Annotated in this window: 14 protein-coding genes and 1 tRNA gene; 4 read left to right on the top strand and 11 right to left on the bottom strand. The window is 60.5% G+C overall.

The window, feature by feature from the left end:
- The 5 genes from cysW to dibA form a co-directional block, all read right to left on the bottom strand.
- Entirely contained in the window at positions 1-870 is an 870-nt protein-coding gene (gene cysW, locus AC1M7R_RS12125; protein WP_072398973.1) for a sulfate ABC transporter permease subunit CysW, read from the bottom strand.
- 12 nt (positions 871-882) lie between these two features.
- Positions 883-1,701 (bottom strand): sulfate ABC transporter permease subunit CysT, encoded by an 819-nt coding sequence (gene cysT, locus AC1M7R_RS12120; RefSeq protein ID WP_072398972.1) that lies wholly within the window; start codon positions 1,699-1,701, stop codon positions 883-885.
- Between the two features lie 144 nt (positions 1,702-1,845).
- Positions 1,846-2,859, bottom strand: coding sequence for a sulfate ABC transporter substrate-binding protein (locus tag AC1M7R_RS12115; protein WP_072398971.1), 1,014 nt, complete (start codon positions 2,857-2,859; stop codon positions 1,846-1,848).
- A 126-nt stretch (positions 2,860-2,985) separates the two neighbouring features.
- Positions 2,986-3,168, bottom strand: a complete 183-nt coding sequence (oscA, locus tag AC1M7R_RS12110; protein ID WP_003186967.1) for a sulfur starvation response protein OscA — start codon at positions 3,166-3,168, stop codon at positions 2,986-2,988.
- Between the two features lie 207 nt (positions 3,169-3,375).
- Positions 3,376-5,283, bottom strand: a complete 1,908-nt coding sequence (gene dibA, locus AC1M7R_RS12105) for a phosphodiesterase DibA (protein ID WP_072398970.1) — start codon at positions 5,281-5,283, stop codon at positions 3,376-3,378.
- A gap of 145 nt (positions 5,284-5,428) precedes the next feature.
- On the opposite strand from dibA, the gene desA reads away from it, so the two are divergent.
- Positions 5,429-6,613, top strand: a complete 1,185-nt coding sequence (gene desA, locus AC1M7R_RS12100) for a delta-9 fatty acid desaturase DesA (protein ID WP_072432196.1) — start codon at positions 5,429-5,431, stop codon at positions 6,611-6,613.
- A 198-nt stretch (positions 6,614-6,811) separates the two neighbouring features.
- Positions 6,812-7,801, top strand: a complete 990-nt coding sequence (locus AC1M7R_RS12095; protein ID WP_072398968.1) for a GGDEF domain-containing protein — start codon at positions 6,812-6,814, stop codon at positions 7,799-7,801.
- A 33-nt stretch (positions 7,802-7,834) separates the two neighbouring features.
- Here AC1M7R_RS12095 and AC1M7R_RS12090 read toward each other — a convergent pair whose 3' ends face one another.
- The 3 genes from AC1M7R_RS12090 to gabD all read right to left on the bottom strand — a co-directional run bounded on the left by AC1M7R_RS12090 (position 7,835) and on the right by gabD (position 12,083).
- Positions 7,835-9,052, bottom strand: coding sequence for an HDOD domain-containing protein (locus AC1M7R_RS12090; protein WP_072398967.1), 1,218 nt, complete (start codon positions 9,050-9,052; stop codon positions 7,835-7,837).
- Between the two features lie 141 nt (positions 9,053-9,193).
- Positions 9,194-10,471, bottom strand: coding sequence for a 4-aminobutyrate--2-oxoglutarate transaminase (gene gabT / locus AC1M7R_RS12085; RefSeq protein WP_072398966.1), 1,278 nt, complete (start codon positions 10,469-10,471; stop codon positions 9,194-9,196).
- 169 nt (positions 10,472-10,640) lie between these two features.
- Positions 10,641-12,083, bottom strand: a complete 1,443-nt coding sequence (gabD, locus tag AC1M7R_RS12080) for an NADP-dependent succinate-semialdehyde dehydrogenase (protein ID WP_072398965.1) — start codon at positions 12,081-12,083, stop codon at positions 10,641-10,643.
- A 350-nt stretch (positions 12,084-12,433) separates the two neighbouring features.
- Between gabD and AC1M7R_RS12075 the strand changes: the two genes are divergently transcribed.
- A tRNA-Arg gene (locus AC1M7R_RS12075) sits at positions 12,434-12,510 on the top strand.
- A 112-nt stretch (positions 12,511-12,622) separates the two neighbouring features.
- Here AC1M7R_RS12075 and AC1M7R_RS12070 read toward each other — a convergent pair.
- The 3 genes from AC1M7R_RS12070 to AC1M7R_RS12060 form a co-directional block, all read right to left on the bottom strand.
- The gene (locus tag AC1M7R_RS12070) at positions 12,623-13,147 is read right to left on the bottom strand and encodes a PIN domain-containing protein (RefSeq protein WP_165888000.1); all 525 of its coding nucleotides are present in this window, start codon (positions 13,145-13,147) and stop codon (positions 12,623-12,625) included.
- A 1-nt stretch (position 13,148) separates the two neighbouring features.
- On the bottom strand, positions 13,149-13,859 hold the full coding sequence (locus AC1M7R_RS12065; RefSeq protein ID WP_243750491.1) for a hypothetical protein: 711 nt from the start codon (positions 13,857-13,859) through the stop codon (positions 13,149-13,151).
- A 111-nt stretch (positions 13,860-13,970) separates the two neighbouring features.
- Positions 13,971-14,210: a hypothetical protein gene (locus tag AC1M7R_RS12060; protein WP_490610426.1), complete on the bottom strand. Its 240-nt coding sequence runs from the start codon at positions 14,208-14,210 to the stop codon at positions 13,971-13,973.
- Positions 14,211-14,415: 205 nt separating this feature from the next.
- On the opposite strand from AC1M7R_RS12060, the gene AC1M7R_RS12055 reads away from it, so the two are divergent.
- Positions 14,416-14,664, top strand: a complete 249-nt coding sequence (locus tag AC1M7R_RS12055; RefSeq protein ID WP_165888003.1) for a helix-turn-helix domain-containing protein — start codon at positions 14,416-14,418, stop codon at positions 14,662-14,664.
- Positions 14,665-14,689 lie beyond the last annotated feature (25 nt).

Below are 14,689 nucleotides of genomic sequence, written 5' to 3'. Positions count from 1 at the left end.
TTATTCCTCCGCGGCGCTGGCGCGCAGGCGGTTGATTCGGTTTTCGCTCCACTGCTTGAGCAGCAGGATCAAGAGCGCCAGGATCAGCAACAGGCTCGCCACGGCGAACGCGGCCACATGGTTGTATTCGTTGTAGAGAATCTCGACGTGCAGCGGCAGGGTGTTGGTCACCCCGCGAATGTGCCCGGACACCACCGACACCGCGCCGAACTCGCCCATGGCCCGGGCGGTACACAGCACCACGCCGTAGATCAGGCCCCACTTGATGTTCGGCACGGTGACATGCCAGAACATCTGCCAGCCATTGGCCCCCAGCAGGCGCGCGGCTTCTTCTTCCTGGGTCCCTTGTTCCTGCATCAGCGGGATCAGCTCCCGGGCCACGAACGGAACGGTGACGAAAATTGTCGCCAGCACGATGCCCGGCAAGGCGAACACGATCTGGATGTCACGGTCCGACAGCCACGGTCCGAACAGGCCCTGGGCGCCGAACATCAGCACGTAGACCAGGCCCGCGATCACCGGCGATACCGAAAATGGAAGGTCGATCAGGGTCACCAGCATGCTCTTGCCGCGGAACGAGTATTTGCTCACGCACCAGGCGGCACTGACGCCGAATACCAGGTTCAACGGTACCGAGATCAGCACCGCGATCACCGTAAGCTTGAGCGCCGACAGGGCGTCGGGTTCGAGGATCGCCGCGAAGAACGTCCCCAGGCCCGACTTCAGGCCCTGGGACACCACGATGAACAACGGCAACAGCAAAAACAGTGCAAAGATCAGCCAGCCGAGGCCGATCAGGATGCGCCGCGAAACCGCGCTGCCGCGACGGGCTGCGTTGGTGGAAGCGGCGGCAATGGACGATTGGGACATTTTCGCGCCTCCTCAAGGGGTTTCGATGCGCCGCTGCAGCAAGTTGATCAGCAGCAACAGGACGAAGGAAACCACCAGCATCAGCACACCGATGGAGGTGGCGCCGGTGTAGTCGTATTGATCGAGCTTGACCATGATCAGCAACGGCAGGATCTCGGTTTTCATCGGCATGTTGCCGGCGATGAAAATCACCGAGCCGTATTCGCCCACGCCACGGGCAAAGGCCAGGGCGAAGCCGGTCAGCCAGGCTGGCAGCAACGCCGGCATCAGGATGTGGCGGAACACCTGCCAGGGCTTGGCACCGAGACAGGCCGCCGCCTCTTCCACCTCACGGGGAATATCGGCCAGCACCGGCTGTACCGTACGCACCACGAACGGCAGCGTCACGAAAGTCAGCGCCAGGGTGATGCCCAGCGGGGTATAAGCGATCTTGAAGCCCAGGTCGGTGGCGAACTGGCCGACCAGGCCGGTCGGCGCATACAAGGCGGTCAGGGCGATACCGGCCACGGCGGTGGGGAGGGCGAATGGCAGGTCGATCATCGCGTCGATGACCTTGCGGCCTGCAAAGGTGTAGCGCACCAACACCCAGGCCAGCAGCGTGCCGATCACGCCATTGATGATCGCGGCACACAGTGCCGTGCCGAAACTGAGTTTCAGCGCCGCCAGCACTCGTGGCGCCGAAATGATCGTCCAGAACTGATCCCAGGTGAGTTGGGCGGCATGCACGAACATGGCCGCCAGCGGTATGAGCACAATCAGACTGAGGTACACCAGGGTGTAGCCCAGCGTCAGCCCGAAGCCGGGTATGACGGGGGATATGCGACGCGACATAGAGGTCCTTGGTTTGCTGTGGGAGCGAACTTGCTCGCGATAGCGGTGCATCAGCCAACATCGATGCGTGAACCGACGCCATCGCGAGCAAGCTCGCCCCCACAGTTTGTGGCTTAACTGGCAGACACTAAGACAGACCGCAGCTTACTGCGCCTGATAGATCTGGTCGAACACGCCGCCATCGTTGAAGAACTTCGGCTGGGCGGTTTTCCAGCCACCGAAGTCCTTGTCGATGGTCACCAGCTCCAGTTTCGGGAACTGCCGGGCGTACTTGGCCGCCACTTCCTTGTCCCGGGGACGATAGAAGTTCTTCGCGGCAATTTCCTGTCCGGCCGGGCTATAGAGGTGCTTGAGGTACGCTTCGGCGATCTCCAGGTTGCCCTTTTTCTCGGCGTTCTTGTCCACCACCGCCACCGGTGGTTCGGCAAGGATCGACAGCGATGGGACGACGATGTCGAACTTGTCGGCGCCACCGTCCTCTTTCAATGCCAGGAAGGCTTCGTTTTCCCAGGCCAGCAGCACATCGCCCTGGCCGTTGTTCACAAACGTAATGGTCGAGCCGCGGGCACCGGTGTCGAGGATAGGTACGTGCTTGAACAATGCCTGCACGTATTGCTTGGCCTTGGCTTCGTCTCCGCCATTGGCCTTCAGGCCATAGGCCCAGGCTGCGAGGAAGTTCCAGCGAGCGCCGCCGGAGGTCTTGGGATTCGGGGTAATGACCGACACGTCGTTCTTGATCAGGTCGCCCCAGTCCTTGATGCCCTTGGGGTTGCCCTTGCGCACCAGGAATACGATGGTGGAGGTGTAGGGCGTGCTGGCCTCAGGCAGGCGCGTCTGCCAGTCCGCCGGCAGGGACTTGCCCAGCTTGGCGATTTCGTCGATATCCCCGGCCAGGGCCAGGGTCACCACGTCGGCCCGCAGCCCATCGATCACCGCCCGGCCCTGCTTGCCCGAACCACCATGGGATTGCTGGATCTTCACGGTGTCGTCCGGGTGCGCTTTCTTCCAGAAACTGGCGAATTCGGCGTTGTAATCCTGATACAGCTCGCGAGTCGGGTCGTAGGACACATTGAGCAGCTCGTAATCCTTGGCAACCGCGGAACCCGCGAAAACAGCGCTGGCCAGTGCGGCCAAGGCATAACGACGAATCGACGACATGGTGAAAGCTCCTGGGATTCTGGTTTTTATGGCTTTTTGAAATCGACTTGCCCGAAGAAAAGACCGCTGCCTGCGGCAGCTCTCTACGCCAAGCCCCCGGTAGAGGCAGCCGCAGGCGGCGATCCTTCAGCTCGGTTTATGACTGGGCTGCTGCAGACGGAATTTTTCCTTGCGCTCGATCTGGACCACCTGCGCGTTATGCACGGTGATTTCCACCGCGCCGAAACGCAGATCGCGCAATGCGCTCTGGATCTCCCGCAAAATGGTTGCTTCGTCCTGGCCGTCAACGCTACGTAGGGATGCGCTCATCATGCTGCTCCTTGAATGAATGCCGGGCAGTGGGCGGCACTGCGCGTGGCGTGGGAGCCATACTAGATAAGGCGGGATATTCTTAAAAATACTATTTAAGAATTTTTATATAACCAATTTTCAGGTAGCGTCAGAAGCGAGCCTGCTCATCAGGAGCCAGGCGCTTTTCCCCTGCCGATCCGCCATTGCGAGCAGCCTTCTGTAGCCTCAGGCGATGGCTGGAGCGTGCGCCCAATCCAGTTGCTGCATGGGCACGGGCCGGCCGAACCAGTAGCCCTGGCCCAATCCGCAGCCCTGCTCCAGCAGGAAAGCCGCCTGCTCGCGCTGCTCGATGCCTTCGGCATGCACCTGCATGCCCATGCTGCGGGCCAGGGCGATGATCACCCGGACGATGGCCGCGTCATCCTCATCCCACGGCAACCCGGCGACAAAGCCCTGGTCGATCTTGAGTTTCTGCACCGGCAAGCGCTTGAGCCGCAACAACGACGAATAGCCGGTGCCGAAATCGTCGATCGCCAGCCGCACGCCCAATTCCCGCAAGCGATGCATCTGCTCCAGCGCCACCTCAGGGTCATCCATCACCGCGCTTTCAGTCACTTCCAGCTCCAGAAACGCCGGATCCAGACCCGTGTCATGCAGCACACTGGCGACCTGTTCATACAGTTCGCGATGGGCAAACAATCGACTGGATACGTTTACCGCGACGAACGACAGCACCACGCCCTCCCGCTGCCACTGGCACATCTGCTGGCAGGCCTTGGCCATGACCCAGGCATCGATCTGGGCGATCAGGCCGGTGCGCTCGGCGATGGGAATGAACCCCGCCGGCGATATCAGCCCACGCACAGGATGCTCCCAGCGCACCAGCGCCTCGACACCGATCAGGCGACCGGAGGTCAGGTCATGCACTGGCTGGTAATGCACCCGCAATTCCTGCTGCTGGAGGGCGCGACGCAGTTCGGAAGCGATTTCCACACGTTGCTGGGCATGGGCGGTGAGTTCTTCGGTGTACAAGGCGTAGCCGTCGCGTCCGGCACTCTTGGCCTTGAACAGCGCCGAGTCGGCATTGCGCAGCAGTTGCCCGGCGTTCAGGGCATCGCCGGGAAACAGGCTGATGCCAATGCTGGCATTGATGAACAGGGCATGGCCGTCGAGCCGCAACGGCTCTCTCAAGCCATCGAGGATGCGCTGGGCAAGGACTGCCGCCTGGCCGGGCTGGGAACAGTTTTCCAGCAGCACGGCGAATTCGTCGCCGCCCAGGCGCGCCAGGGTGACGCCCGGCGCGAAAAGCCCGCGGAAGCGCTCGGCCACGCCTTTGAGCAACTCATCGCCGATGGTGTGCCCCAGGCTGTCGTTGATGTTCTTGAAATGATCCAGGTCCACCAGCAGCAGCGCACAACCACGCTTGTGCTGTTGCGCCGAGGCCAGGGCCTGTTCCGCACGGTCGGTGAACAGCACGCGGTTGGGCAGGCCTGTCAGCGGGTCGTAATGGGCCAGGTGGGCCAGCTCATGTTGAGAATCCTTGATCGCACTGATGTCGGAAAACACCGCGACGTATTGGCTGACTTGGCCGCTGTCGTCGGTTATGGCGCGGATCGTCTGCCATTGCGGGTAGATCTCACCGCTTTTGCGCCGGTTCCAGATCTCGCCGCTCCACTCACCGTTGTTTGCCAGGGATGCAAACATGTCCTGGTAGAAGTCCAGGCCGTGACGGCCTGACTTGAACAGGCTCGGACGCTGGCCCAGCACCTCGCCCCGGTCATAACCGGTGATCGCCATGAAGGCTCGGTTCACGTGCACGATCAGGCCGTCGCGGTCTGTCACCAGCACCCCTTCGCGGGTGCAATCGAAGACAGCGGCAGCCTGGCGCAGGCGCTCGCGATCGGCGCGCGGCACACCCTCTCCCACCGCCCGGGATCTGCGTACCCATACAAGGAACATCAGCCCGGCGCTGATCAGGATCCAGGTATAGCCGTTGATCAATTGCCAACGAAGCCTGTCGGCGGATTGATCGAAGAAACTGCTCAATAAATAACCAACCAACTGCAGCCAGACGACTGACAGCACGAGATAGAGCAGTGTGCCCCGCAAGGCAATACGGTGATAAACAGTCATCGGTCGTCCATGTCCCTACCAAGAGGCCGGGATTATAGAGGAAGAAACATTCTGCCACTCTTATCTGAAAGGCCGACTGGTTTTATCTGCAGGGCTGGAGATAATGCAGCGGCTGTTTCTATCTTTATCGAGGGCCCTATAGCCTATGTGGTACGAAGGTTTTCTTGGCTTGTCGCCCTGGTCACTGGTGGCGGTCACCCTGCTGATGACCCATGTCACGATCATCAGCGTCACGGTCTACCTGCACCGTTATTCGGCTCATCGCTCCCTGGAGCTCAATGCCGGTCTCAAACATTTCTTCCGTTTCTGGCTGTGGCTGACCACAGGGCAGAACACCCGCGAGTGGACCGCCATCCACCGCAAGCACCACGCCAAGTGCGAAACCGTCGACGATCCCCACAGCCCGGTCGTCAAGGGGCTCTCCACCGTGCTGCGCAAAGGCGCCGAGTTGTACCGCGCCGAGGCGGAAAACCCGGAGACCCTGCGCATCTACGGCAAGAACTGCCCCGAGGACTGGATCGAGCGCAATCTCTACAGTCGCTTCCCGCTGCTGGGCGTGGCACTCATGGGCCTGATCGACCTGTTGCTGTTCGGCACCATCGGCATCACCATCTGGGCCATCCAGATGATGTGGATTCCGGTCTGGGCCGCCGGCGTGGTCAATGGCCTGGGCCATGCCGTGGGCTACCGCAATTTCGAGTGCCGCGACGCGGCCACCAACCTGGTGCCCTGGGGCATCCTGATCGGCGGCGAAGAGTTGCACAACAACCACCACACCTACCCCAATTCCGCCAAGCTGTCGGTTCGCAAGTGGGAATTCGACCTGGGCTGGGCCTGGATTCGGGTATTCAGCTTCCTGGGCCTGGCCAAGGTCCAGCGGGTCGCGCCCATCGCCCACCGGATCAAGGGCAAGGGGCACCTGGACATGGACACCGCCATGGCGATCCTCAACAACCGCTTCCAGATCATGGCCCAGTACCGCCGGCTGGTCATCGCGCCGCTGGTCAAGCAGGAGCTGGAAAAGGTCGATCACTCGGTACGCCACCAGTTCCACCGGGCCAAACGCCTGCTGTCGCGGGAAACCAGCCTGCTGGATGACCGCCACCATGTGCGCATCCAGAACATGCTGGAGCACAGCCAGGCGCTGAAGACAATCTACGAGAAACGGCTGGCCTTGCAGCAGATCTGGGTCAAGACAAGCAGCAATGGCCACGACATGCTCGCGGCCATCAAGGAGTGGGTCCACGAAGCCGAAGCCAGCGGCATCCAGTCCCTGCGGGACTTTGCCGACCAGCTCAAGACCTACTCGCTGCGTCCCGCCACGGCCTGACACTCATCTGTGGTGAGGGGATGAACCCCTCGCCACAGGTTCAGCAGTCATGACTTGGTTGACTGCCCCCGCCCTTCGTCGCCTGAAAAGGAACTTCGCCCGCAATCCCCTATCTCAAGAGCACTTCGCCATCCAGGCGGGCTTTGGAGCAAGCGCGTGCGAACCTATAACACTGCACGCTCTTTGAGATTTGTGCCGATGGTCGACAAGAACCTGCAGGATTCATCCCAACCTCATTGGCCGGAAGCGGCCCAGATGCTCATGGCGCTCATGCATGCCAAGGGCGAGGTGGCGCGCCTGAGCGAACGCGAACAACTGTTCAGCTCGTTGCTGGTCAGCGTCAATGCGGTGCTTTGGGCGTTCAACTGGGAAACCCGGCAGCTACTGTACGTCAGCCCCGCCTACGAGCGGATCTTCGGTCGCCCCGCCGGCCTGGTACTGGCTGATTTCAATGAGTGGCGCGATGCAATCTATCCCGACGACCTGGACTACGCCGAACGCAGCCTGGCCGAAGTCCTGGTGAAGGGGGCCGTGGAAGACCGCGAATACCGCATCATCGCCGCCGACGGCCAGATCCGCTGGCTGAGCGACAAATGCTTCATCAACCGCCAGGCCGACTCGGGACAACCGGTGATCGTGGTCGGCATCGCCGAAGACATCACCGAAAAGAAGCTGCTGGAAAGCGAGCTGCAACGGTTGGCCACCACCGATGTGCTGACCCAGAGCAGCAACCGTCGACACTTCTTCGAATGCGCCCACCGCGAATTCGAGCAGGCACGACTGCAGGGAACCCCCATGGCCTTCCTGTTGCTGGATATCGATGATTTCAAGGTGATCAACGACACGTACGGCCATCAGGAAGGGGATATCGTGTTGCAGAAAATCGCCGAATGCGGGCGGACCGTGCTCCGACGTGGCGACCTGTTCGGGCGCATTGGCGGCGAAGAATTCGCGGCGGTGTTTCCCGGCTGCCCTCCAGACATGGCGATGCAGGTGGCCGAGCGTCTGCAGAGGGAAATCCAGCGCCTGACCTTCCGCAATGGGGAGCAGGGCTTCGGGATTACCGTCAGCCAGGGCCTGACAGGCATCACCGACGAAGACCAGTCCCTCGACAACCTGTTCTCCCGCGCCGACGCCGCCATGTACGAGGCCAAGCGCCAGGGCAAGAATCGCATCATCGCCGCCTGAGTAACCTGCGTCCTGGAGAGTTGGCGGGTCAGCCTATTTTCGGCGCAAGCGCATCAACTCAGGCAACCCGATCTTCAGCAAACGCGCCGTACGGCCTCGAGCCAGTTCTTCGAGCCCCTCGTGCTCGGTCAGGCGGGCCATCTGCGCCGCCATGTTCATCACCAGCGCTTCACGCGAATACACCCCGCCCCCGAGACCATAGACCGCCGCGATCAGCTCCCGCAGTTCCAACGGCAGGCGCCAGCGGGTACGCAATGCCGAGCCGAAGCCGGCGCCATGCCGTTCCAGCGCGTTTCCCACTTCTTCCGGCTCATCCAGTTCGCCACCGGCCTGCTTCCACTCCTCCAGGCAACGCAGCACCGCCAGCTCGCCCAGGCGATGCAGCAGCCCGGCGCAATAACAGCGCTCCGGCTCCAGGTCCAGCAACCGGGCGATTGTCCGGGCATACTCGGCGGTGTGCAGCGACAACGCCCAATAACGTTCGGCGTACTCTGCCAGGCATGGGACGCTGAGTCGGGCACAGCGTTTGAGCGTCAGGCCGAGGATCAGGTTCATGCTCTGGCCGGTGCCGAGCTGGTGCAATGCCTGGGCGACAGTCTGCACCGGTCCGCCGCCCTGATGCTGGGCGGCGCTGTTGGCCGCCGCGATCAGCACGGCGGTGATCTGCGGATCGGTGCGCAGCTCCTCCTCCAGCAGCTTGAGGTCCAGTCCGCCGGGGTTGAGGCTGCGCTTGATCGCCACTTGCACATCGGCCAGCAGCGGCGCGCCTTCGGACAGATCGCGCCGACGTTCGAGAAACGCACCCAGGGTCTGCGCCGTGCCGGGAGCCGGCACATCGCCAGGGGCTTCTTGCGCACCGCTCACCAACAAGCCTTGCAGACGCTGGGTCAGGTTTTCCCGGTTCAGAGGTTTGGTCAGATACGCCGTCGGCGCCAGCGGCAACACCTCACGCACGCTGGCGGTGTCGTTGCGCCGGCTCACCAGGATGAACGGCAATACCGGCGTGCGTTGCTGGTTGCGCAGCCCGCGCAGGATACTCAGGCCATCCACGCCCGGCAGTTCCCAGTCGGCGATCACCAGGTCGTAGGGACTGTGCGCCAGCAGCTCAAGGGCCTTGCGCCCTTCGTCACAGGTGTCCACCTGCGCATCGCAGCGCACGTGCGAGAGCACCTCCTCCAGCAGCTCCCGGGACGCCGGGTCGGCCTCGGCGATCAGAACACGGGGTACAGCAGGTAAATCCACAGCAGTCATGCAGCATCGCTCCCTTGCCATACATGCACCTTAGACAATGGCAGCCATTCCAGACAGCTCAAAATCCCGGCATCAGCACCCAGGCATGAAAAAACCCGCTTCGCAGCGGGTTTTTTGTGGATCAACGCACAGCCCGGAGCATCAGAGTTCGGAGAAGCACTCTTCGATGATGGCCAGGCCCTTGTCCAGTTGCTCATCCGGCGACGTCAGTGGCACCAGCACGCGCAGGACGTTGCCGTAGGTACCGCAGGACAGCAGGATCAGCCCCTTGTCGCGAGCCTTGGCCACCACCTGCGCCACAGCCGCAGCGTTCGGCTTGTGGGAGTCGCCATCCTCGAACAGCTCCACGGCGATCATCGCACCCAGGGCACGGACTTCGCCGATCACCGGGTACTTCTTCTGGATGGCCTTCAGACCACTGACCAGACGTTCGCCCACGGCCTTGCAACGATCGAGCAAGTGTTCTTCTTCGAAGACTTCCATTACCGCCAGCGCGGCGGCGCAGGCAATCGGGCTACCGGCGTAGGTACCGCCCAGGCCACCCGGTGCGATGGCATCCATGTATTCGGCCTTGCCGCACACACCGGCCAGCGGGAAGCCGCCGGCGATGGATTTGGCGAACGTGGTCAGGTCGGCGGCAACGCCCATCTGTTCCATGGCGAAGAAGGTACCGGTACGGCCGGCGCCAGTCTGGACTTCGTCCGCGATCAACAGGATGCCATGCTGGTCGCACAAGGCGCGCAGACGCTTCATGAATTCCTTGGGCGCCACATAGAAGCCACCCTCGCCCTGTACCGGCTCGATGATGATCGCGGCGATGTCACGTGGCTCGGCGTCGTTCTTGAAGATGCGCTCGATGCTGGCGATGGAATCGTCGATGCTCACGCCGTGCAGCTCGTTCGGGTACAGCGCGCGGAAGATGCCGCCTGGCATCAGGCCCATGCCGGCCGAGTACGGTACGACCTTGCCGGTCAGGCCCAGGGTCATCATGGTGCGACCGTGGTAAGCACCGGTGAAGGCGATCACACCGGCACGGCCGGTGGCGGCACGGGCGATCTTCACGGCGTTTTCCACGGCTTCCGAACCGGTGGTCACCAGCAGGGTTTTCTTGGCGAAATCACCGGGCACCTTGGCGTTGATTTTTTCGCACAGTTCCACGTACGGCTCGTAGGCCAGGACCTGGAAGCAGGTGTGGGTCAGCTTGTTCAGCTGTTCGGTCACCGCGGCGATGATCTTCGGATGCACGTGGCCGGTGTTCAGCACGGCGATGCCACCGGCGAAGTCGATGAATTCACGGCCTTCGACGTCGGTTACCGTAGCGTTCTTCGCGGATTCGGCGAAGATCGGGTGGATCTGGCCGACACCACGGGGAACAGCAGCGGTGCGGCGGGCCATCAAGTCAGCGTTAGTCTTGCTCATTACAGTCCTCATTCGCAGCTCAGGGCGGCGCGGGTAAAGGAATACGCGGCGGGGAGGCCATGGCGACAGCATGCGATGATCGACTGTCGCGGGGTTCCGGCCGCAAGAAACAGAACGGGTGAAGCACGCAAAGGGACAGCGCTCTCGTGCCCTTTGCGCTTGAAGCGGATCAGATACCCAGGCAGAGGTACTTGATTTCCAGGTAGTCCTCGATGCCGTACTTGGAACCCTCACGGCCCAGGCCCGAAGCCTTGATGCCGCCGAACGGCGCGACTTCGTTGGAAATCAACCCGGTGTTGACGCCGACCATACCGTATTCCAGGGCCTCGGCCACGCGGAACACACGGCCCAGGTCGCGGGCATAGAAGTAGGAAGCCAGGCCGAACTCGGTGTCGTTGGACATCGCGATCACTTCGGCTTCGTCCTTGAAGCGGAACAGCGGCGCCAGCGGGCCGAAGGTTTCTTCCTTGGCCACGGCAGCGTCTTTCGGCACATTGGTCAGGATGGTCGGCTCGAAGAAGTTGCCTTGCATCGGCTTGCCACCGGCCAATACGGTCGCGCCTTTGCCGACGGCATCGGCAATGTGTTCCTGCACCTTGGCAACGGCTTTTTCATCGATCAGCGGACCGGTGGTGGTGCCATCGTCCAGGCCGTTGCCGATCTTGAGCTTGGCCACTGCCGCCTTGAGTTTTTCCGCGAAGGCGTCGTACACCGAATCCTGGATGTAGAGACGGTTGGCGCAGACGCAGGTCTGGCCGTTGTTGCGGTACTTGGAGATGATCGCGCCTTCGACGGCCTTATCCAGGTCTGCGTCGTCGAACACGATGAACGGCGCGTTGCCGCCCAGCTCCAGGGAGACTTTCTTGATGTCCTTGGCGCATTCGGCCATCAGCTGGCGACCGATCTCGGTGGAGCCGGTGAACGACAGCTTGCGCACGATGGGGTTGCTGGTCAGCTCGCCACCGATGTCGCCGGCGCTGCCGGTGACCACGCTCAGTACACCCTGTGGAATGCCGGCACGGTGCGCCAGCTCCACCAGGGCCAGGGCCGAGAATGGCGTCTGGGACGCCGGCTTGATGACCATGGTGCAACCCGCGGCCAGGGCCGGGCCGGCCTTGCGAGTGATCATCGCAGCCGGGAAGTTCCAAGGGGTGATGGCGGCGGTCACGCCGATCGGCTGCTTGATCACGATCAGGCGCTTGTCGGGCTGGTGCCCGGGAATCACGTCGCCGTAGATGCGCTTGGCTTCTTCGGCGAACCATTCGATGAAGGAAGCGGCATAGACGATTTCGCCCTTGGCTTCGGCCAACGGCTTGCCCTGCTCCAGGGTCATCAGGCGACCGAGGTCGTCCTGATTTTCGATCAGCAGTTCATACCAGCGGCGCAGCTTGTTGGCGCGTTCCTTGGCGGTCAGGGCACGCCAGGCCGGCAGCGCCTTGTCGGCGGCTTCGATCGCGCGACGGGTTTCGGCAGCGCCCATCTTCGGCACCGTGCCCAGCACTTCGCCCGTAGCCGGGTTGGTGACTTTGATTGTCTGACCATTGTCCGCATCGACCCAAGCGCCATCGATAAAGGCTTGCTGGCGGAACAACTGGGTGTCTTTAAGCTGCATGTCGGCTTTCCTTAACAGCACCGCGCGCACGCGGAGCGAATTAGAGTTGTAGAAAGGCGCCTTATGGGCTGCCGTCAGGGAAATCATTCACCGGGCTGAAGCACAGAAATAACGCACAACAAGCATAGACGTGCGGTTCAGCACCCAGACAAGAGCGTTTGAAATCTCAAACGAATCCTAGGGCCGATAGGGGTGAAGGACAATAGGCTGTTCGAAAAAAAGAACGAAAAAGCCGAATTTGCCTGTTTTTTCTGATCAGCGTAGCCGATGCCCGCCCAAGGGCAGGAAAACACCGGCGAATCAGCAGCATGGACGCCCGGCATGCTTATGAGTATCATGGCGCCCGCGTTGCACCAGTAGCTCAGCTGGATAGAGTACTGCCCTCCGAAGGCAGGGGTCGTGGGTTCGAATCCCGCCTGGTGCGCCATATGAATCAAAAAAGCCCCAAGTCGTGAGACTTGGGGCTTTTTTGTTGATCGTTTTCATGCTCCGCTTGATAACGAAACCAATAAATCCCGGTGTCCGCGTACCAATGAGTTTCAGGCGTCGAGATTGACCTCAAGCTGCTCGGGGGCTGGCTCAATATCTCCCAAAGACCTCACCACAAGCCCACACTTCTGAGCCTTTGAATACAGTCCCGCATCATGAGTCCAGATTTCATCAGCGTTGGTTGCCAGGGCAGTAGCAATGATCTGACGATCGAAACGTAACTTGGCTTTCGTTGCTGCCGGATCAAGCACCTTCAGCTCGTTGTCATCAACCATTCGAGCGCATTCAACCGCTGCGATCTGATCAAACGATACGATTTCAAAACATGAAAGGCCGTTTATGACATCAAGGTGGCTCTGATGAAAATCCCGATCAATGCCGACCAGATACTCAGCCAGCGCAGGCGTTGGGATCAACACGGTCCCGCCTCTTGTGTCGACCAGTTCGATTAGGGCTTCAGCTCTAGCTTCCGCCCTATCAACACCCTGACCCGTTGCGGGATCAACCAAGACGATACCGTCCTTTGCATTTCCCAAGGCTTGGACGAGAACGTTGGTATCAAGAACTATACGCACCTCACCCCCTTAGGTTCTGAATCGTTCCATGGGGGTCATCCATCTCGCTCCAAGTGATACCACCCAGTTCTTTGAGCTGGGTAACAGCGCTACGCAAAGAGGTTTTTTCGAGCTTCTCGTAAGACTGAATGAACATTTTTCGCAACCGCCAGCCACCATGCGGCCGACTTTCCCACTCCCCCTTCCCGTGAACCCGGACGTGCTTGAACAACAACTTGCCCAGTTGTTCAGCCAATGCCGTATCGGCTTCACAAAGAAGCGTTTCGCCACCAGCCCCCTCAAGCCGAACAGGAACCGTCTCATCCTTCCCGCCTACCACATACAAGCGTCCCTGGACGCTACCTTGTTTAATGACGATCATGGGAGGAGAAGCCGCCTTGGCTTTGGGAAATTGAAGAATGTTCGCATCCGCTGCTTGCAAGACACCATCCACTCGATCTTGCTCCATCAGTGTGGATAGCTGCTGATACGCTTTTCTGGCCCGCTTAGGACCGATTCCCTGAGCCGCTTCGCGCACTCTGTTCAACACGTGGGGATATTTCTCATCCTCCACCCATGTATTCAGGCAGACACAGCCTTCGGTGACAGAGTCAAAATGAACATTATCCTGCGAGCCAAAAAGCTCAGCGAGCTCACACAGATAATCCGTCAAGCGAGCCATCGAGAGCTTGCTTGGGTCGGTTCCGTCGAGTTCGAGCATCAGCTTTTTCATGCTGGCGAGTATAGTTCCGCTCATATGATCCCGCTACGTCTGCATTTGTAACGCCAAGGACGTAACGGACGGCTTACAGCTCCACCCTGCCCGTCCCATCGACATTGCGACTTACCACCTCAAGCAGATCCGACCCTCTCGCAGGAGCAGATACGCTGCATTGGTGAATCGATACAAATCACCATCATCGATGCCCTTGATCGTGACTGAAGTGATGCTTTCCAGCAGGTCCGTCCCAGCCCTGATACGGATGAGCGCGCTGTCAACCAGCATCGCGGTAGGCATTTGGCTATCGATCAGCAGGACTGGGCATTCGGGGTTATTGGTTTGCAGCGGTATGTAATGCGACATGTGTTGTGACTCCTTGTCAGTCTATGGGTAACCGGCGACAGCTTCCATACCGGGAGCTGTGCCTTATCTGCAAGGATTCGATACCGGCCGCACGTGCAACCAGAAATCGCGCTCCTCGATCCATCGCGCCCACACAAAATAACTGAAATTCAGATATCCGAAAAGCAGATATAGCGTGACAAGGTGAATCACAACGGACGCAGCCATGACCAAAGCCATCTACCGACGAGAACATGAGATTTTTCTTCAAGTTCTCAAGCGCATGCGAGTCGAGTCTGGGCTGACTCAAGCGCAGTGTTCAACGGCACTTGGCAGACCACAGTCGTTCATGAGTGATGTGGAGCGAGGGGTGAGAAGGTTGGATACAGTTCAGTTGCGAGATTTGTGTTTCGTTCTGGGCACGGATCTGACAACTTTCTCTGCCAGTTACGAAACGGCGCTTAAGGAAGAATGATTTGAATCTCCCACGCAGAGCGTGG

Source organism: Pseudomonas sp. MS01C9, from assembly GCF_058202755.1.
Note: the sequence above shows the minus strand (reverse complement) of the source record. Positions and strands in the feature narration are given on the sequence as shown.